The organism is Haliscomenobacter sp. (assembly GCF_965225875.1).
GTDB lineage: Bacteria > Bacteroidota > Bacteroidia > Chitinophagales > Saprospiraceae > Haliscomenobacter.
This window is the reverse complement of record NZ_CBDDBS010000002.1, coordinates 3150001-3170738: the sequence shown is the minus strand read 5'-3', so window position 1 is coordinate 3170738 and position 20738 is coordinate 3150001. Positions and strand designations below refer to the sequence as shown.

Annotated in this window: 10 protein-coding genes (1 of these 10 running past the window's edge); 3 read left to right on the top strand and 7 right to left on the bottom strand. The window is 46.9% G+C overall.

Annotated elements, in window-relative coordinates:
• Positions 1-105 precede the first annotated feature (105 nt).
• From thrC to ACO08K_RS15290, 5 genes are all read right to left on the bottom strand, one after another.
• Positions 106-1422: a threonine synthase gene (gene thrC, locus ACO08K_RS15310; protein WP_421797276.1), complete on the bottom strand. Its 1317-nt coding sequence runs from the start codon at positions 1420-1422 to the stop codon at positions 106-108.
• A 32-nt stretch (positions 1423-1454) separates the two neighbouring features.
• Positions 1455-2384 (bottom strand): homoserine kinase, encoded by a 930-nt coding sequence (locus ACO08K_RS15305; RefSeq protein WP_421797275.1) that lies wholly within the window; start codon positions 2382-2384, stop codon positions 1455-1457.
• 57 nt (positions 2385-2441) lie between these two features.
• Positions 2442-4898: a bifunctional aspartate kinase/homoserine dehydrogenase I gene (gene thrA / locus ACO08K_RS15300; RefSeq protein WP_421797274.1), complete on the bottom strand. Its 2457-nt coding sequence runs from the start codon at positions 4896-4898 to the stop codon at positions 2442-2444.
• Positions 4899-5194: 296 nt separating this feature from the next.
• Entirely contained in the window at positions 5195-6448 is a 1254-nt protein-coding gene (locus tag ACO08K_RS15295) for a serpin family protein (protein WP_421797273.1), read from the bottom strand.
• A 245-nt stretch (positions 6449-6693) separates the two neighbouring features.
• Positions 6694-8928, bottom strand: coding sequence for a DUF5682 family protein (locus ACO08K_RS15290; RefSeq protein WP_421797272.1), 2235 nt, complete (start codon positions 8926-8928; stop codon positions 6694-6696).
• A gap of 71 nt (positions 8929-8999) precedes the next feature.
• On the opposite strand from ACO08K_RS15290, the gene ACO08K_RS15285 reads away from it, so the two are divergent.
• The 3 genes from ACO08K_RS15285 (at position 9000) to ACO08K_RS15275 (ending at position 15322) form a co-directional block, all read left to right on the top strand.
• Positions 9000-9578, top strand: coding sequence for a hypothetical protein (locus tag ACO08K_RS15285; protein WP_421797271.1), 579 nt, complete (start codon positions 9000-9002; stop codon positions 9576-9578).
• Positions 9579-9770: 192 nt separating this feature from the next.
• On the top strand, positions 9771-14369 hold the full coding sequence (locus tag ACO08K_RS15280; protein ID WP_421797270.1) for a DUF4062 domain-containing protein: 4599 nt from the start codon (positions 9771-9773) through the stop codon (positions 14367-14369).
• A gap of 143 nt (positions 14370-14512) precedes the next feature.
• The gene (locus ACO08K_RS15275) at positions 14513-15322 is read left to right on the top strand and encodes a DUF3298 domain-containing protein (protein WP_421797269.1); all 810 of its coding nucleotides are present in this window, start codon (positions 14513-14515) and stop codon (positions 15320-15322) included.
• A 47-nt stretch (positions 15323-15369) separates the two neighbouring features.
• Here ACO08K_RS15275 and ACO08K_RS15270 read toward each other — a convergent pair whose 3' ends face one another.
• The gene (locus tag ACO08K_RS15270) at positions 15370-18027 is read right to left on the bottom strand and encodes a CHAT domain-containing protein (RefSeq protein WP_421797268.1); all 2658 of its coding nucleotides are present in this window, start codon (positions 18025-18027) and stop codon (positions 15370-15372) included.
• 218 nt (positions 18028-18245) lie between these two features.
• Positions 18246-20738: the 3' portion of a tetratricopeptide repeat protein gene (locus tag ACO08K_RS15265; protein WP_421797267.1), read on the bottom strand. Its footprint extends 1533 nt past the window's final position; only the last 2493 of its 4026 coding nucleotides appear in the window; its start codon lies beyond the right edge, outside the window; the stop codon is at positions 18246-18248.

The following is a 20738-nucleotide window of genomic DNA, read 5'->3' as shown; positions in this document are numbered from 1 at the left end:
CCCACGAATTTATTCGTGGGGAAAGAGTAGGGAGATGGCCACAAAAAAGGCGATGTTCCACGTGGAACATCGCCTCTCCTTTTCTTCAAACCTTCTCCTTTTTTCCTAACTATTCCTCTCCAGCCACCCCTTCAATTCCCCATACTCCGCCTCCAATCGATCCGCCTTTTTTTCCTTATCCGCCAACTCAGCCAACCTTTGCGGCACCTCAATCTGATGCCCCAATATCTCTTCCACATCATCCAAAAACTTCGCCGGATGCGCCGTCTCTAAAATTATCCCCCTGGTGTTGGGGTGTTCTTGCTGGTATTCCTCCAATGCCAAATAGCCCACTGCGCCATGAGGATCCAGTGTATATCCATACTTTTGATCCACCATTCGCATGATTTTAGCGGTTTTTGCGTCGTCAAAAGCATAACCACTAATCTGTTTTTTGAGATTGTTCCACGTGGAACTTTCATCCGAGCCCAAATACAAATCGAGCATTCGGGCAAAATTGGATGGATTACCTACGTCCATCGCATTGGATAAAGTGCGTACAGAAGGGCGAGCTTTATAACTCCCAGTTTCAATATAAGCTGGGACCACATCATTCGCATTGGTTGCAGCGATGAAATGATGTACAGGTAAACCCATTTTTGCGGCCAGCAACCCAGCGGTAATGTTGCCGAAATTGCCACTTGGTACACAGAATACAATAGGGTCGCCCTCCTTTGAAAGCTGCTTGAATGCCTCGAAATAATAAAAAGACTGTGGAATCAGACGGGCAATATTGATCGAATTGGCTGAACTTAGGCGCAACTTTTTATTCAACTCTACATCCAAAAAGGCCTGTTTGACCATCGCCTGGCAATCATCAAAAGTGCCGTTGATTTCCAGCGCACTTACATTGTGGCCAAGAGTAGTCAGTTGCTTTTCCTGGAGCATACTCACTTTGCCACTAGGGTAGAGGATGACCACCCGGATACCCGGAGTTTTATAAAAACCCGCAGCAACAGCACCACCTGTATCCCCGGAAGTAGCAACCAAAATGGTCAACTCACGATCATTTCCCCGATTAAAATAGCTCATCAGTTGCGCCATAAAACGGGCACCAAAATCTTTAAAGGCCAAAGATGGGCCATGAAAAAGCTCCAGAACGTACTTCTGCTCATCCAGTTTTACCACCGGAGCTGGAAAGTCCATCGAGTTTTTCAGGATGTTTTTTAGATCGGCAAGTGGAATTGTTTCTCCAAAAAGGGTAGTACAAACCTCTTGCGCAATCTCTAAAAAACTATATTGACTCAGGTTTTGAATAAATTTTGGATCAAGCTGGGGGATATACTCCGGCATGTATAGACCATTGTCATCGGGCAATCCTTTCATTACTGCTTCCTGCAGACTGGCCTGGTTGTTTTTATTTTTGGTGCTGTATAAAAGCATGGGTTGAATTTTTGATGATTCGGCTTTCGTTTTTACAAACGAATTGCCCCTTGTTGGTTGATAGAGGAGACGAACAATTGACAATTGATCTTTTCCTCAACATAAATTTTTTCCATTGCTGCACCTACATTTTCGGCAACAGCCTGGCTTGAGCTCAAGGCAAAAATGGATGGCCCCGCCCCGGAAATACTACAACCCAAGGCCCCTGCATTGAGGGCTGCAGCTTTGGTGGCATAAAAATGCGGGATCAATTGTGCACGCTGTGGTTCGATGATGACGTCGTGCAAAGAGCGAGAAAGTAGTCCAAAATCACTGTTGTACAATCCCACCATAAACCCAGCGAGGTTGCCACATTGCTCAATGGTAGCACTTAGTGAAACCTCTTTTTTTAGAATAGCTCTGGCTTCCCGTGTCAATACTTCCACCTCAGGATAAAGCACACTGGCATAAAGCCCATTGGGCACAGGGATATTGTGCACGTCCAAGTCCCGATTGCTACGAATGAGCACAATACCACCGAATAGGGAAGGGGCTACATTGTCGGCGTGGTAAGCCCCATCTGCCAATTGTTCCCCCAATACTGCAAAGTGCAATATTTCTCTTTTACTCAAACGCCCACCCAGCAGTTCATTCACCGCCATGACGCCCCCCACTGCACTGGCTGCACTGGAACCGAGCCCACTGCCAAAAGGCATTTTTTTATGGATTTCCATTTCAATGCCCCACTCGTTTTCGCCCAGGTGTTCGAGTAATTTATGGGCTGAAAAACTGGCCGTATTCTTTAATGGATCCATCGACAACTTGCCTCCATCTCCGGTGATACGGGAGATGCGGATTCCTGGCTTATCTGAAAAACGTGCTACTATTTCATCACCTGGTTTGTCCAGTGCAAAGCCCAGGATGTCGAAACCCACTGCTACATTGGCTACCGAGGCTGGCGCAAAAACGCTTACAGAATTCATGTTTTGTTTGGGTATTTAAATCAAAACCCCAGTATGCAGTCATACCAGGGTTTTGATTTAGTTGAGGTAATTTCCAATTTTGATGATCTCCGAGAAAATACCGGCAGCGGTTACTTCCGCTCCGGCTCCTGGTCCACGTACTACTAGAGGACGATCTTTGTATCGTTCGCTGGTAAATACAATCATGTTGTCGCTGCCGCTGAGTTGATAAAACGGATGTGTGGCATCTACACTTTGCAGGCCAATACTTGCAACTCCACTCTCCAGGGATGCCACCATCCGGAGTACTTTTCCTTCTGCTGCGGCTACTTCGGCCAATTGGGTGAAGTAATCATCTGCCTTTTTCAATTCTTCAAAAAAGGCAGGAACGTCCGCCGCATTCCGACAGGCTTCCGGCAAGACTGGATGGATTAGTACATCTTCAGATTCAAGGGCTAAACCCGTTTCCCGAGCCAGAATGATCAACTTACGGCGTACATCAATTCCGTTCAAATCTATCCGTGGATCTGGTTCCGTGAAGCCACGTTTTTGCGCTTCGCCCACGATGGAGCTGAACGAGATGCCAGGTTTGAACGTATTGAAGATAAAAGACAACGACCCCGAGAGCACCGCTTCAATTTTCAGGATGCGGTCACCACTGACGATCAAATCATTCAGCGTAGAAATCACAGGGAGGCCTGCTCCAACATTGGTTTCATACAAAAACAAAATGCCCCGTTTTTTGGCCGTTTTTTTCAACTGCAAATATTGCTCGTAAGCCGATGAAGTGGCAATTTTATTCGGAGTCGAAATAGAGATACTCGCGTCTAGTACCTCGTTGTAGTGCTTGGCAATTTGTTCGTTGGCCGTATTGTCTACGAAGATGGAACTGCTCAGGTTCATCGACTTCATTTTCTCCACAAAATTGTTGATTTTCATGGGCGTTTCGGAACTGCTGAGCTGGTCCCGCCAATTGTCCAAATCGATGCCATTTTCGTTAAAAAGCATCCGTTTGCTATTGGCCAGGCCGACGACCTTGACTTCCAGGCTGTGTTCCTTTTTCAAAAACTCAGCATGTGCCTTGATTTGTTTTAACAGTGTGCTTCCGATAAGTCCAACCCCCACCATAAATACATTGACAAAAGCAGTATCCGAAAGGAAAAATGCTTCGTGCAGCGCATTCAAAGCTTTGGATTCATCGGCGCGATTGATGACTACCGAAATGTTGAGCTCGGAAGAACCTTGAGCGATGGCCACCACGTTGATCCCGTTTTGGCCCAAAGCCTGGAACAAACGGCCCGAAATACCCGGCAGGTACCGCATGTGTTCCCCGATGATGGCAACTACGGCCAGGTCGTTCTCCATCCGCACCGGGTCGACCAAACCCGACTGGATTTCGTATTCAAATTCTTTTTCAACCTGCTTGCGGGCCTTACCAGCTTTGTCTGGTTGTACTGCAAAACTGATCGAATGCTCGGAAGAGCCCTGAGTGATCAAAATAACATTGATGCCTGCGCTGGCTAGTGAACCAAACAAACGCGCTGCAATACCCGGTACACCGAACAAACCGCTACCTTGAAGGGTAAGCAGAGCGATATTGCCAATGGAAGAAATACCTTTAACTGGCGTTCGCGAATCATCCTCTTTGTCGGAGACCAGAGTCCCTGGATGGCTGGGATTGAAGGTGTTTTTGATCCACATTGGGATCTTTTTGGCCAGTACAGGTTGGATGGTTGGCGGATAAATGACTTTGGCCCCAAAGTGGGACATTTCCATCGCTTCGGCGTAAGTCATCTCCGGAATGGAAAAGGCTTTTTTCACCCGGCGTGGATCTGCGGTCAGTACTCCATCAACATCTGTCCAAATCTCCAGCGAACCAGCATCCAAACCAGCTGCAATCAAGGCTGCGGTATAATCCGAACCTCCCCGACCCAGGGTTGTGGTTAAACCACCTTTGGCTGCAGCAATAAATCCGGTAACGATTTGAATATCTGTATTCTTCTTGTAGTGTTTTTTGATTTTTTCGTAAGTCAGCGCCAAATCAACTTTCGCGTTTCCGAAATTTTTATCGGTGACGATGATCTTGCGAGCATCCAGGTACGAGGCATTGAGCCCAGCTTGCTGGAGCGCATGAGCAATGATGAAAGCCGAGTTCCGCTCACCAAAACTGATCACATAATCCATGGTACGAGTCGAGGCCTCACGGACCAAAAAGACACCATAAAGCAGGTTTTTCAATACCTCATGGTTGTTTTCCAAACCCGCCAATACCTCACCCAAATAGGGCTCAGGCAATAGATCTCTGGCTGCATCGGTATGTCTTTTGCTAAAGGCCAGGAATTGCTCATAATACGATTCATCTCCCTTGGCGGCCAGGCTGCTCATGTTGATCAAGGCATCGGTGACTCCTCCAAAGGCTGAAAAAACCACGGTGAAATGATCCCCGCGCTCAGCATAACTTTTTAAGATGTCGACAATTCCACGAATCCGATCAGGAGTACCCACGGAGGAGCCTCCAAACTTCAGTACTTTCATAACTCAATGCATTTGCAATTACAGATGTATGATGTTTGATTCACACACTATTTACACGATAATGTGGTGGTATTTGGTTGGCAGGCTAAATCATTGGGCAACAAAGGTATGAAAAAGGTGTATTCTCACTTAGTAGTGCGACAAAATGAACACTTATTTTTTTATCAACCTTAGGAACGGAAAGTAAATAAGTTGCACAAAAAAAGACGGCCCACCGAAGCGAGCCGTCCAAAATTATTACGGTTTACTAGTTGTCTAAAAGAAGTGCTCAAAAAGAGCGGTATATTCAAGAGACATTATTTGTTCAAGGTCGGATTCATCATTTTGCCAATAAACAAGGCCTGGTTGCTTCGGCTCTCGCTGATGACAAAAATGAAAGGTTGATTCACAATGAACTGGGGGTTATCGGGAATCGAGGTAACCACAATTTCAACTGAAGTAGCCGCCGCCGCTTTTGTTCCGGCTTCGTCAACTTCAATGAATGATTTGTGCTTTACGTTTGAAATAGAGAGTTCTGCACCTGTTGCAATTCCCGAAAAATCTGCACGCCCAGGCATAAATGCAGTGGGCATACCTAGTGCTTCGAGACTGGCATTCAGGCTATTTTCATAGCGCATGCTGAACTTTGGTAGGGCAAAAAATATTTCTTCGGATGAATAGGCCTTATTCCAGGCATTCCAATTTGTTAGTGTAAGTTCTGATAATATGTCTTTTACAGTGAATCCTTCTTTGGGTAAAATTACCGTCATGGAATAAACTGAATCTGCGTAAGGCAATTTGACGGCGTGTAATTTTTCATTGCTAAAATAAGGTAATTTTGTCAAACCAGTGCCATATGACATCATTTTTACTGGAACTTGTTTGCTGTTTGTCACAAAGAAGTCACTATCATAGGTCTTTTTGCTGTCAAATTGCTTGCGCCAGGTGCCTTTGAAATAAATGGCATTGATCAAAAACATTACCGAGTTGTCCTGAATCTGGTCAATGATGCTGGGAATCAACTTATTCGTCTTGTCACTCACCCATTTATTGATGATGTCCTTGGCCTCTGGTTTGGTGAAATCGAGTGGGCGAACTTCGCTGTTGTAGTAAGTAGTGTTGGTGTTCAAAAAGGCAGAATTCACATTGAAGCCCTGCCGATACCAGATGGAGTTGGCGATGCCCAAGTTTACTTTAGGATCCAAGTTTGGTAGTTCTTTCAGTAAGGTTTGGTAGGATTGATTGAGTTCATTCAGATTGATTTTTCCGGCACCCAATACTTTGAGCATTTCCTCCTTGGTTTGGCCATCGGCACCATTGAGGGTCATACTCAGAGCAGAACTGATGCTGAGGGGAGAAATGAAGAGGTTGTCGTCGGGCTTTTCAGCTTCCAGCTTTTTGAAAATATCAAAACCAAATTGATTGGTGGCTTCGCCCAATTTGCAAACATTGGGGTTGTTCGCGCAACTTAAGGTACTGCTGCTGGGATTGGGTTCATCACCTGCGTCACATTGGAATAGGAAAAAGCTCAGTGCCGCACAAAGTGCAAGTAAGAGAGAGTGGCTTTTCATTGGAAATCGGATTTTAACTATTTAGACGCAGAAGCAAGGAAAAAGGTTGGAGAATAAGGCTTGTTTATTGCTTCACTACTTTGCTCAAAAAAATAACCGACTGCAAGATTGGGAGTCCTGGAGCCGGTATCGAAAGCGACTTTAGATTGCAGGAAAGATTTGCTTCTTTGATGTTGCAAAGAAAGACCTGTAAGATGAATTCTGGATTAAGAAGAGGTTAAGATCAGCTTAATTTTTGGCCTTGATTAGCCTAACAATTGCTGCAAGATGGGATTGACCAGTTGGGCGCGCTGAGGATCAAAAGTGGATTGTACTGTCTTTTTTGCAACCCCATCCCCCTTGGCAAAATTCAGGATTTCCTGGCGCTCCGGTGGTGTGAATTTGGAAAAAGTGCGTCGCAAAACGGGCAGTGCTTCCCGAAACACCTCGTAAGCCAATGTTCCCAACCACTCGTTCAACAATCCCCACAATGCCGGGGTATGCAGCAGGAGCTGTCCGCTGCCGTGCAAAAATCCTTCCAACCAGAGGGCGGCGTCATTCACCTCGGCGGCTCGGGACAAAGCAGCCGACAATTCGGTGCCCGCCTGCTCGGGGTCGAGCATTTTTTTGTCCAACAAAATCCGCGTCGCGATCCCTGCCAACAAGGGATGGCTGCCATTGCCGAGCATCACACCCACCAAAGCTTCATTCCACAAATTGCTGGCCTCTTTTTCATTCAACAAAGCTACCGCTCGATTGCCTTCCAGCACCAAGCGGAAAAACTCGCGGGCTGGTTCTTCATCCAATTGCCGGCAAGCGGCAGGCAAACCAATACAAACCCTGGGCAAGAGTTGGTCCAATAACTCCCGCACAGCCAGTGCATCGGTTTGACGGGTATTGCCGTAACGCAGGATGTTGGCCAGGGGCGCCAGTGCTTCCAGCAGCCCCATCACATCGCGGGTTTGCGCGCCCAGTTCTTGCAAACGTTTGGTCATGGGACCAACGGCCAGGGGTAAGTCTGCTTTTAAGACTTCGCCAAAACGCTGTAAGAGCAAGGATAGGTTATCCTCCTGTTGAACCAGGTGCAGGATATAATGCAGGGAAGCCTCCTCCAAGGTGTTGCCCCACATGCCCATTTCGATCAGGCGAATGATGAACTCGGGCGTCCAGTCCACAAAACGCCACAACTCGTGAAAACTACCTTTGACTTTATCAGAAACGGGCACTGGGCTGGCCCAGGCAATGCCCAAAATTTGTAAACGGTGGAGTAAGTGGCTGGCTTTGAGGTTGGAAGGCGTGCGCAAATCCAGTTTTTTAGGCTCCTCCTCAGCAGAACCACTGCGGTACAACTTGTTCAACCCCGCACTTTTGATGCAGGCTTCAAAATCTTCTTGCAAGGGAATGCCGCTCACTTGCGCCGGTACATTCCCCCTGATTTTGCCAATAACCAATTCTTGCTGGATGAGTTGAAGCGGTGCCGCGTCACCTTGCCCAAAAACTGCCAGTGCCGCCTCTTCTAATTCGCCAATTCCGGTGGTGCTGCGGTTGCGCAGGGCGGCCAGGGCATCGGCCAAACGCACCGCCTCTTGCACATGGGCAGCCGAGGCATCCAGGTGTTTTTGGCGCAGCAATTGAGCGACCCGGATCAACCAGCGTACCCCTTGTTCTTCTGGGTGCAAAAAAAGCAACTCGTACCAGGCGGGCGAGAGCACTCCAGCGGCGTAGCCCGATTGAAAAGCTAGTCGGTCGTAACTCCAGGGAACCCAGGTGCAACGGGTTTTGACTTTTTTGAGGCCCCGCAACAGCGCATTGTCGTTTTTGGCCGGGTATAGGTTTAGTGCGTGAAGGGCGGGTGAGTGCCAGGCACCACACACCACGGCAATTTTTTGAAAGCCTTCTTTTTCGGCCTGGCGGATGGTTTTGCGCATGAAGGCTTCGCGCAGCAGGGTTTCGGTGCTTTCCATCCGCAGCCCTTCTTGCCGCAGTGCCGTCATCATCTCCAGGATGGCATCAAAAACGGCATTATCGTCGCTGTAGGTTTCAAAGGTATGTTCCCACCAACGCTCGCTGTCGTCGTAACCCGCCAGGGTAGCGAGGTAGTGCATGGGGTCACGCAGCATTTGGACCAGTTCGGGGTCGGGTGCTTCGCCTAGTTGTAGTTGGGGCAAATTGCTGGCGGAGTCGCGCAAGGCAAAGGTATGGGCCATGGGCAAATCCATCGGGCGAGCGGGAATGCCCACGCGATGCGCATAATGTAAGGCTTGCCACTCGGGGGAAAATACGGCAAAGGGCAGGAAACTGGCTTGTTGCAAGTGCTGTGGGTTGTACAGCAGCAAAGCGACCGGAACCTCCAGCTCCGCATGGCTGATCCACTTCAGGGCGGACTGGCAATCTTCGGGCAATTCGATGAGCACACAATCGGGCTGCCACTGCTCCAGGGCGCGGAGGAGGCGTTGGGCGGAGCCGGGACCGTGGTGGCGAATGCCGAAGATTTTGTGCATTGAGTTATGTCGTCTGGATTAAAAAAGGGTTCATTTTGGTTAGAGTCAGTATTTTTGCTAAAATAGTTAAAATGGAAGAAGGAAAATTAAACTTATCTGTCGAAGGTAAAAATCATTTCTGCATAAAAAATGCTTCTACTAAAGATATTATAGCGGCCGTTAATGCGGATTTTTCGGAAGCATTTGTGTTTGAGCCTGACTTTGATTGGGCATTTTTATACGGAGAGGAAGAAAGTAAAGAGAAACGCTTCTTGCTGTTACCTTCAAATGAAAATTGGACTTACTTAATATGGAATGTTCAGGATTTTAAAGAAAATAGCTTAATGGCCACTTCTTTGTCCAAAAAGATTGATTGCGAAATCTGCTACATTTTTATTGACCCATGGATTGCGACATGTGGTTGGACCATTGCAGATAGAGGTGAAACTACAAGATCGTACTATGAAAGTCATGGTCAGGTGCTTGTTGATGAAGGTAATTCTGAAATTGAAAATACAATAAGGAATCAAATTAAGGCCGTGGATGGAGACAATGAATGGTGGGAGGATAAATTCTGGAAATTATATAAAGAACTGACTGTGCCTATTTCGCAATTGAATGCCTATCAAAGTATTGAGGCTATTAAGGGGAATTTGGTTGGTCTACTCTAAAGGCATAAATCTAAATCAAAAAGCTAGAAACAATACAGGAGTTTTGCTGGAAAACAAGGTAGTCTGTGTACTAATTTTGCAGTTTTAAATGGATTAAACAACATCTGAGGATAAAAGTCTTTTGGAGTGAATGTGCCAATGCGGTCAAGACTTAAATTTTTACTTTTGCACAAACCCATTACCTAAAATCATATGCAACAACCTGAAAATCGAATCGTCCGTGTGTTTATTTCTTCGACTTTTCGGGATATGCATGCTGAGCGGGACTATTTGGTAAAAAAGCTGTTTCCTGAATTGCGGGAACTCCTCCGGATGTATAGGTTAGAGGTGGATGAAATAGATCTACGTTGGGGGATTACTGAAGAACAAGCAGATGATGGCCAAATACTAGAGCTTTGTTTGCGGCAAATAGAGGAGTGTACCTATTTTGTAGGAATCTTGGGGCAGCGATATGGTAGTACAGTTTCTGGGCTACCTGATCATAAAGGAGCGGGAAATTCCTTTTTGAAAGGGGAATATTACAGCATTACGGAAATTGAAATTCGGTATGCCCTCCAAAGGAGGACACAAAACCTGAAGGCTTGTTTCTTCTTCTTTAGGGCGGAAAAGGGGCTGGAAAGGGTCCCTACGGAAAAGCTTGGGACCTTCATCGATGATAGCGAATATAGCCGCAATCGCCTGATGGAATTGAAGCAATTGATCCGAAGTACCCAGCCGGTTTTACCCATATTCGATTATCAGACAACTTGGGAGCCTCAGGCTTATGATCGACCTTCCGAGGCGCTTGGGCGTTTAGGTGGCCTGGAAGGATTTGGACAAGATATTCTGGAACAACTATGGTTGTCGATAAAGCAAGATTTTCAACTCGACCAGGACCTTCCTACACAATTAAACGAATCGGAGCAGGAGAACCTCATGCATCTCCAATTTTTGGATAATCGGGTACGCGGGGTATCTACCAACGTAAGGACAGACATTCGAGCCAAGATAGAAGCCTATTTTACACAGGAGGTTGATGCTATGGATAAAGCTCGGCCTTTGATGATCGCCGGGGTGCCTGGAAGTGGAAAATCAACTATACTTTCCCTTTTTGCCAAAGAGTTACTTCAAAAACCGGAGGGTGAATGGGCAACCTTCATCCACTTTACAGGTGCTTCTCCCCGTTCCAACTCCTTGGGGCAGCTGCTTGCTCGCTTGCTTAAAGAAGTCAGCAAGGTGACAGATTTTAGCTATGTAGAGAATCGGCCCCTAGTTGATCTCGTTAGAGACTTGAGGTATTATCTCCTCAAGGGATCGGAACAAATAAAGCTGGCGATTATCATTGATGGGATTGAGCAGCTGGAAAAGGATATTCAAGTCCAGCTTTTTGATTGGATTCCACTATTTATTCCTAAAAATGTACGCATACTTTTTAGCATCAGTAGTGTGCCGTCCGATGATCGGGTAGTGGAGCTCTTGGATGCGGCAAAAAAAAAGCATTTTCAAGTGTTATCAATTGCCCCCTTATCACTGGAGGAGTGCAAACAGGTAGCCTACGACGTTCCTGCGCTAGCCGCAAAATCCCTTAGTAACAAACAACTAGAGCTACTGCTGTCCAATCCAGCCGTTCGGAATCCGCTATTTTTAAGGGTCGCTTTGGAGGAATTAAGAGGGTTCAGTTCCTATGAACATCTCGATGAGCGAATTGCTTCCTTTCCAACAGCCGATGCCAGCGATGCCCCTATTCATGCGATCTTTCGACAGGTGATTGATCGTCTGGAAATAGATTTTAATCCTTCCTTAGTCAAGACGACGCTGTGCTATTTGGCGAGTGCGAGGGGTGGGTTAAAGGATAAGGACTTGGTGCAATTGACAAAGTTGATCGACAATAATGACCTCTTCCCGATAATCCGGCAACTACGGCCATACTTAAAAGGAGGTAGTGAAGGCTGGGCCTTTTTTCATCAATCCTTACTACAAGCGGTTCGATCAAAGTACTTGAGTGATAGTCAGGCTAGCTCCTTCTTTCATCGCCAACTTGGCGACTTCTACGGCGCCCAGGAAGCATATATCCAACAAGGAAACTCAAGAGTTCCTAATCGACGGCGAGCGGAAGAAGTCTGTTGGCAATATGCCCAGGCCGGCTTGGTGACAAAAGCCGCCGAACTCTTATGCGAACCTAATTTTTTACAGACAAAAATTGATTCCGGTCTTATCATGGACCTGATAAATGATATTGCTTATTGTATTGTACATTCGGCACCAAATGATCTAAATAATCCGGTAGAATTGCAGGCTGATTTTCCAGCAATTCGAAAAGCCTTACAGCAGAATACCGCCTTTTTAACGAATCATCCTCAGCTCCTTTTTCAGGTTCTATGGAATCACATTAGCCCTTTTAGCCTTACAGAAAACGAAGCCAAACGGTTTTCGAAGCTCCCTTACACAGGGCTTCATGCTCCTGATTGGTTACAGAAATGGCGATTTGATCCTTCAGTTTATAAGCGGCCTGAATCCTGGATCCGCCTGCATCGCCCCTTTCAATCGAAAACGATATCTGCCATCAAAGTAGAAAATCTCTATATCGAGACGGTTTGGTCTCCTGACAGTAATCACCTCTATATCAGGGAGAAAAAACGGCTTTACATCTGGTCTGTCAAGAACCAAGAACGCCCAATCGTAGAAATTCCGCTGGGAGAAATGGCAGAGTATTCGGGTGCTATCCGGTGGTCACCGACCAGTGATGCATTGATCATTGAGGTGGTAATACCGGATGATAGTGGGAAAATGAGCAATGAAATTAATGTTTTCACCTGGTCCACTATTGCACCGGAAGAAAACACTTTTGTTTTCGAAATCAAGGAGCAGAATGTGTTCCGGATCGCCCTGGAGTGGGATCTGACAGGCGTTTATATTTTCAGTGTGCTAAAGATATTGAAAGACAACGAGACCTATTACCTAATGATCGTAATGGATCGGCTTGGAAATCAATGGGCCTCCATTGTTCTGACGAATTATGTTGCCTATGCTTTTAATTTCTATGAAAAGGATCTTTATCCCGGGACGAATTATGCTGCTTGTATTCTCAACGAGCGTGAAGTCCATCTTTGGCAGCCTTTCGAAGAAGAGGTGTCCTATGTCTGTCTAATGCAGGGTGACAATAAGATTGAACGTCTGGACTGGTCTCCGGATGGCTTGTACTTAGCCTGTTTTTACAATACATTTTCCGTTACTATCTGGGATATGAAGCAGCTGGACAACCCTTTATTTGACGGTGGCCCGGAGGCAATTCAATTTTACCGGACCTATTGGAAAAAGCCATACCGTAATCAAAGGGATAAAAGCCGTTGGATCCATCGCACCCCCTGGTTCGAATGGCCAAATAAGGTCGAATCTGAATCCATTCCTTCGCCAAAACGTTTTTCACCGATTGCTTATTTGAAAGGAATATTTTCGAAGGAGGATACAGATCTGTCCGATTTTGACCAATACAGCATTTTGATCGATAATAATGGCAAGGAATGGAAAGTGGAGGGGAATTCCCTTGGAGAGCTCAAAGTATCCGATCCGATTAGGGGAGAACAGCGAGTTATCAAAGCACATGAAGCCGGAATCGTAGATTTATGCTGGTCTCCAGATGGGACCGCCTTAGTTAGTCATGACAATTGGAGTAACCTGTTCCTCTGGGATCGGCAACAATTATTCCAGGAGGAATTTTCACTAAAAAGCTATCCCCCAACTAAACTGTCCCGTGGGAAATGGGATCCTCTTGGAAAGTATTTTGCGGGACTTCATGATGAATGGGAAAGTCGGAACCTTGAGCAAACGGGCCGTATTCTAATTTGGTCTGCTGCATCGGGGACGCTCCTAAAAGAGATCGAATTAGAGTTGGAGTATTGTGATGACTTTGCCTGGTCTCCAGATGGAAATGAGCTAGCGATCATTCTCAGGCCGCGCAATAGTTCCTACGAAAAGACACCTGTCATATGGCTCTATAATCTTGAGGAGCAGAACTTTTCAATCCTATATCTGCCGCATACCTTTAGCCAGATGCGCTTGTTGTATGCGCCTAATGGAAAAAAAATTGCGGTTATCTCCTGGTATTCTGAGGTAGATATTTTAGAAGTGAAAAGGAAGGTGAGCATGGTACGGGGAGGTAAAGCAAGATGGTATGATGGTATGAGACGGTATATTTCTCTGGAAAAAACCCGGTCTTTCGGGAAGCAACTATTTTATATTAGAAAAAGTCAAACGCAAAAAATTACCCCATACGTTCGCTTCATTGATTTGAGTTGGTCCACCGATGGTTCAAAGCTTGCCCTTTTTACGGAAGAAGGATTTATCTTCATTTTAAGTGACGGTCGGATTGAAAAAATACCAAAAAGGCTGGAAATTCCAGCTGATATTTATTCTTATTACACAGATAGGGATAGTGCAGGCTATAAAGCTTTGGTTAGTTGGGGTGACGTTGAGCTATACTGGGATGCAAACAATGAAGAGCATTTACACCTGCGCTTTTATGATTACCTGCTTACCTTTGATGTCATTAGTGAGCAGGTAATTTCCAGTAAAAAAATTGCACCCAACTATGATCGGACGCAGCATGGAAAAGCATACCGTGCGATAATAAGCGAGCCATCTGACCTATCCTCTGCTTATGGTTTATGTGTTGAAGATTCCAATAAACAAAAAGCGCTGGGATATTTAAAAGAAAGACCGGACTCCATTTTCCCCAATCCCGCGAATAGTCGAATTTGGGCAGTCGGGATTGACAACCAGGCGCTATTTTTTACGCTTGAAGATAAGGATTAGCGGAGAGCTATTATTGGGAGAAAGGTAAGGTAGTTTTGTGGGGGAATCTTCTGGTTAGGGGTGTACAATGGTGGAACCTATTCGACATCTGCCAACTTTTCGTCTGGCTTTTTAAACTCGTCACCAAATCCTTTTAACATAATATGAGAATTCAGAATTTCCACAAAATCTTTTTCCTGGCTAGCCTCATCAGTATTGTGGCCTGCCAAAACAGTAAAAATGGCACCCAGGAAGAAACCACTACAACACCCAGTGTTGAGCAGAAAGTATTCCGCAAAGAACAGGGCGCTGATTGTGACAAGGCGGCGGATGATGAAACCCGCACCGACTGCGCCAGAATAGACCTCTTGTACCCAGTGGTTACCAAAGGTGAAAAAGCGCTGCAAGATGCAGTTGCTGCCTGGACGAACAATTACCTCTTTAGCATATTGGAAGCAGAACAAACGCCAAAATCCTCTACACTTGATGGAGCAGCCAAGGCTTTTTTCAGAATACACGATGAGACCAAAAAAGAAGGCGGAGCTTCGGCCATGACTGGTGGCTTTGAAGTAAGTACCGGCTCGGAAGTTGTGTTCAACAATGGAAAATACCTCACCCTGGCCATCAATGGCAATGCTTACATGGGCGGTGCGCACGGCAGTCCAACCGAGGCATTGAATACTTTTGACGCAAAATCGGGCAAAATCCTGACTTGGGACGACCTCGTGACGGATAAAGCCGCAGTCCAGGCTTTGGCCGAGAAAAAAGTGCGGAAAGAAAGAGCGGATGTGTTCAAAGAAGGGTTCGACTTCGACGATACCTTCAATTTTGTGCTTCCCGTCAACTATGGCTTGACTGAGGAGGGGATTTTTCTGTATTACCAACATTATGAGATCATGCCCTATGCCTTGGGCGCCACAGAAGTTACCCTTACTTTCGAGGAACTAGGGCCATTGGCGAAAATCAAGCTTTAGAAAGCGGATTGGGAATTGTAGTTTTTCAGGAGATGAAGCAGCATGCCTCATCTCCTGAAAAATTGATCCCAGCGGCGAAAATAAACCGCCAAGCCCCCAATCACCAAAACCATTCCAAAGATCACATACCATTTCATGGCAGGGTTTCCCATCTGCACCACACTATCCTCTCCTACATAGGTCAGCGCCGCCCAATAATAAGGTGTCTTTTGAAAAGCGGGAATTTCAGGATCATCCAAATAATCCAGCTTAGCCGAGTGCAGCGCCTGTGCCTTGCTTTCACCTTTCCGTAAATGTTGATAAAAAGAGAGGAACAAGGTAGAACTCGACACTTCGTTCACCGACCACAAAGTAGCCACCAGTCCTTTCGCGCCCGCATACGCAAAAGCCCGGGCCAGGCTCATCACCCCCTCGCCCTGCTTCCATTCCCCCAGGCCACTTTCACAAGCGCTCAAACAAACCAAGTCGGCGTGGAGGGGGAGGGCATAAATGTCGGACAAAAAAGCCCGGCGCTCAAAAAACTCAATCCCGGCCGTGTTGTGTATACTATCTGCCGAAGCGTGGGTGGCCAGGTGCAGGATGTTGAATTGGGGCGCGTTTTCGGCAAAATGTTCCCAGGTCGCCTGATCCTGGAAGTAGGCCTTTTTTTTGATGCCCTTGATTTGTTCAATTTCCGCTTTGCTGTTGCGCAAGGGGGCCAATCCCCGTTCAGCTTTGTCGAAACCGGGAGCCAGGGCGAGCATGCCTCCGCGACTTTGGGGGCTCAATTCAAGTTGCGACAACAAAACCCCCAGAGAATACCCGTATTGTACTTTGACCTGCCGACACCAATAAGCAACCTGAGGCCAACGGGCAGCGTTTTTTTCGCCCGTCACCAAGGCTTCAAAAGGCAAGGCGCTCAGCCAGGCATCAGGAATCAATACGATGGATTGTGTAGCTCGGGGACGAAAGACTTTTGGAACCAAAGTTTTGAACAACTCCTGGCCCAAAGCCTGATAAGTTTTTAAATCCCCTCCACTTTTGTCCTGAATCATGGTCAAAAGTTGACCTACCTGATTGCGCAAGGTCGGGGAGTCCCCAATGTTGCGCCATTGCATTTTCCCATCGGCGGAGAGTTGGAACAAATAACTCTGTTCAGCGCCAACAAAATATTCCAACGCCACGGCGTCTTTGCTTTGTAAGAGTTTTTGCCGGATTTGTTCGAAATCCAGTTTGTACAATCGCTCCTTCAACTGTGCATAAACCGGGTATTTTTTGGCCAATTCTATTTTCAAGCTGGCCAATTCATCACGGGTCTGATTGGCCTGGCGCTGGTAGTTTTGAATCTGGGTCGAGTTTTGGGTGCCCAGGGCGGCATTTTCCAGCCAGGCGATCCGTTTTTTCAATTTGATCTCTGCCTGCAATAAAGTGTCGCCACTGTTTAATGCTTGTTTCAATCGGTTTTCCTGCACCGCCTCCAGCAAAACAGCCGCCTTGTTTTGCTCCAACATGGTCCAGACCGCCTGAATGGTTTGTTGCTTGGGCTGCCGTTGATACAAGGTATAGGCAATGGCAAAAGCTGCCTCCATCCGTTTGCGGCTATAAGCGAGCAAATTCAGTTTGGAAGACTCAAACTGCAAGGTATTGCGCAAGGAAAGTTCCACCTGCTGCGCCAGCTGGTGACTGGCAAATGCACTATTGAGGTAGCTCAACGCTTGGTTTTGCTGGTACAGTTGGGCGAGTGCTTCCGCTTTGCCGGCGAGCGCTTCGTAAAGGGTATTTTCTTCGTACAAATTTTCTACATTCGGCAGGTCGAGTGGCATTTTGGGTTTAAAACTGGGGACCACGGCTTGTAATGCCGCATCAAAAAAACGTACCGCCTGAGCGGCCTGACCATTTTTCAAAAAAAGCTGCCCTAGTTCTACATTGATTTTGCCGTACTCCCGGTGCTGGGTTCCATATACCTCATGCGCGAGGGCCAGAGCTTTGCGCAGGGATTTTTCAGCGGCGGCATAATTGCTGTTTTGGCGGTACATGACTCCCTGCAATGCATAGGCACCCGCCAGGTAATCCAGCACATCGGCTTCTTTTTGAGGAATACTTTCCAGGGCTTGTAAGGATTGTTGCAAGGCAGTTTCGGCCAAGGCAAATTTGCCCAACTCAAATTGGCTACGTGCAGTACTGAGCAAAAGCAGGCCTTTTTGCGCAGCACTTGTGGATTTGAGTTTTAGCCCTTTTACAAAATATTGGAGCGCTTCGGTATTCCGCCCTTCATTCCAATAGGTCAGCCCCAGGTTGTTGTACAAGCCGGGCAGGCTTTCTGGATCGGCTTCTTTAAAAGCGTTTTCGTACAGTACCCGGGCTTTTTCGTTTTCTCCCAAACGGGTGTAATGCGCAATCAGGGGTTTGTACAAGTATTCTACCATGTCCGCAAAGTGGTAGCGTTGATGCCAGTAGAGGGCGGCTTCATATGCCTGGATGGATTCGAGTACTTTTCCCAATTGAAAAAGGTAATCGGCGCGGCTGAGTTGTACCCAGGTGAGTTCTTCGGCTTCGGAGGCGTTTTTGGGTTGGCGCCAAAGCCGACTCAGGGTTTGATCTAAAATTTTGAGTGCAGTGCTGGGGTTTTCCAGTTCGTTTTGGCGGTCCCAGTTGTAACGCAAGTAGGAAGCGAGTTGATTGCGGGCGCGGAAATGTTGTAAAGAATCTTGACCATGTAAGGACAAAAAACTCAGGATTGTAAGAGTTAAGCTGAATAAAATTGGCTTGAAAAACAAGGTTATGTTGTTTAGGGGCAAAAAAAAATAAATGTTCATTTTGCCAGAGGATTAGATAAGTAAACGGTTCAATTTAAGTGTCTTATCTAACCCTCTGGCTCAGAAAAAATGAACGTTTATTTTGCCCCACTACTTAAGCAATCGTCATTCGTCATTCGAAAAATTCGTCACTCCACCAGGCTCTTCATCAAGGCTTCCTTCCGCGACTGATAAATAAACTTCGGCGTTTGCTCTACCAGTTTGTTGTACATCTCCAGCGCCTTTTGAGTGAGTGCTCGATCCTCTGGATGCAAAAGATGCAGTTCAAAGTACGCGGCAGCCTGTTGATCAGGGCTAAGGGGGCGTTTGAGCAGTTCTTGTACGCCTTGCTCTGCTTCCATAAATTGCCGATACAAGTGCAAACGTTTGGCATTGAGCAAGGCACCTTCGAAGTACAAATCGGGATGATCCAGGTCAATGGCCAATTGTTGAGCTTCTGCTGTGACCTTGTCCAGTTCAGCATGGTTGCCCGTTTCCAGCAGCACCGTACCTTTTTCCGCCAGACTCAAACCCAGTACCAGTTTGTTGCCAATGGCCCGGGTAATTTCAATGGCCCGATTGTAAAAATGGAGCGAGCGTTGGTATTGCTGTAGGTTGTAAAAAATATCCCCGAGGGTGTTGACCGCTTTAGCCAGGCCTTTTTGGTAACCCAGCTCTTCGCAGAGCATCAAGGCTTTTTGCATGTATTCAATGGCTTTGTGGAAATCCCCCTGAATGTTGAGCAATTGACCAATGAAGCCCAAGGCAATCGACTCACCTTGTTTGTCACCCAACTCTTCAGTGAGCGCGAGGTCTTTGACGTACAGCTCCATGGCATCGTTGTACTTGCCCTGGCGTTCGTAAATGAGTCCGATGTTGCCAATGCCTACGGCAGTCAGGTGTTTGTTACCCAATTCAGTCGCCAGATCAAGCCCGGCCTGGAAGTGGAACAAAGCCTCCTCGTAATCCCCTTTTTCTTGCAAAACGATGCCGATGTAAGTATGGATGGTGGCCATGCCCGGCTTGTCGTTGTGGGCCTGACAGTAAGCGAGTTGTTCTTGTTGCTGACGGATCCCTTCGTCGTAATTACCCTGGTTCATGTAGGTGAGGCCGAGGTTTGCGACAATTTGGGAATCAACGATATAGCCCCGTACTTCCTGACCAATTGCGAGGGCATTTTGAAAGTATTTTTTGGCATCCTCGTATTTGCCCTGGCGGAAGTAGAGGTTGCCCAGGTTGCCGTACACTTCGGCAAAACCAAATTTATCATCCACCGACTCAAACAGGAGCACCGACTTTTGGTAATAACGCATGGCCTCGGTGTAATCGCCACGCAACATGACCACCCGGCCCATGCTGTTGTGGGCCCGGCCCAGCAGGATGACATCGCGGTGCTGCTTGGCCAATTCAAGGGCATGTTTGTAGGTCTGTTCACATTCGTCCCATTTGCCAATCAACTCCTGAATTTTCCCTTTTTTGAGCAGGGTTTTGATTTGGCTGGCAATGTCCTGTTCACTGCCCAAAAGGTGCAGCAATTTTTCGTACAAATCCAGTGCCTGCTGGTTTTGAAAGTTGCGGCGGGCGTAGTCCCCGGCTTTGCGCAGGTAAGAACAGGTTTTATCAAATACCCCAGCTTGTTCGTAGTGAAAAGCGAGATCGACAAAACGTTCGTCGATGCGATCAGCGTACAAACGTTCGATGGCTTCAGCAATCAATTTGTGCAGCTGCTGCAAACGCGCCCGCAACTGCATGCTGTACGCCGCCTCTCGCAGCAAGGAGTGGCGGAAAATGTAACGCAACTCGTTCATGGCCCGCCAAATCTGGACTTTTTCAGCCACGCCAATTTGTTCGGTGAGGAGCTCTACATCAGGATTGTTTTTGGAAAACTCCTCATTGTACTTCATCACCTCAGTCAACACCGTCACTTCAAATTCACGTCCAATTACAGCGGCAGCTTTTACGGTTTCTTTGACCAGGGAAGACAAACGGTCGATCCGGGCGGTCAGAATGGAGTTGATCGAACTGGACAACTGGATGTTTTCATCCTTGATGTTCCACAGGCCATTGACCTTATGCATCAGTTGTTGTTCAGAAAAATACTCCAATAATTGCTCCAGGTAAAAGGGATTGCTATTGGCTGCACGTTGCAGCAACTCAAAGAAGGTATCCGAAATAGCCCCCTGCAATTTGATTTCAGCAAACTGGCGCACCGCTTCGGGTTGCAATACATTGAGGTCAATTTCCAGCGGACCACGTACCTGATGGGCTTCCAGCAGGAGTGGGTCCAACAGCATTTGTTTTTGCCCATCATCCCCATAACGGGAAGTCATCAGCAAAAATATGGGATAACGCTTCAGGTAGCGGATCAACTCAACCAGCAATTCCTGCGAGTTTTCATCGATCCAGTGGGTGTCTTCCAGTTCAATCACCACTGGGCGAATCAGCGATTCAGCCAAAAACAAATCGATGATCGATTGAATGGTATTTTGGTAGCGCCCGCGGGCATCCAGTTGCTCCCACAGAGAGTCGAAGTAAACAATTCCAACCTGAGCGGCTAGTACGGATTTGGTGCGGATAAGGTCGTCCCGCAAAGCATGCGCGTCAGAAATGCCTTGAAGTTTATCCAGCAATTGTTGAAAACG

Bases quoted from the DNA above. Each gene is read 5' to 3' on its own strand.
- thrC (WP_421797276.1), bottom strand. From the start codon at position 1,422: ATGCTTTTATACAGCACCAAAAATAAAAACAACCAGGCCAGTCTGCAG.
- ACO08K_RS15305 (WP_421797275.1), bottom strand. From the start codon at position 2,384: ATGAATTCTGTAAGCGTTTTTGCGCCAGCCTCGGTAGCCAATGTAGCA.
- thrA (WP_421797274.1), bottom strand. From the start codon at position 4,898: ATGAAAGTACTGAAGTTTGGAGGCTCCTCCGTGGGTACTCCTGATCGG.
- ACO08K_RS15295 (WP_421797273.1), bottom strand. From the start codon at position 6,448: ATGAAAAGCCACTCTCTCTTACTTGCACTTTGTGCGGCACTGAGCTTT.
- ACO08K_RS15290 (WP_421797272.1), bottom strand. From the start codon at position 8,928: ATGCACAAAATCTTCGGCATTCGCCACCACGGTCCCGGCTCCGCCCAA.
- ACO08K_RS15285 (WP_421797271.1), top strand. From the start codon at position 9,000: ATGGAAGAAGGAAAATTAAACTTATCTGTCGAAGGTAAAAATCATTTC.
- ACO08K_RS15280 (WP_421797270.1), top strand. From the start codon at position 9,771: ATGCAACAACCTGAAAATCGAATCGTCCGTGTGTTTATTTCTTCGACT.
- ACO08K_RS15275 (WP_421797269.1), top strand. From the start codon at position 14,513: ATGAGAATTCAGAATTTCCACAAAATCTTTTTCCTGGCTAGCCTCATC.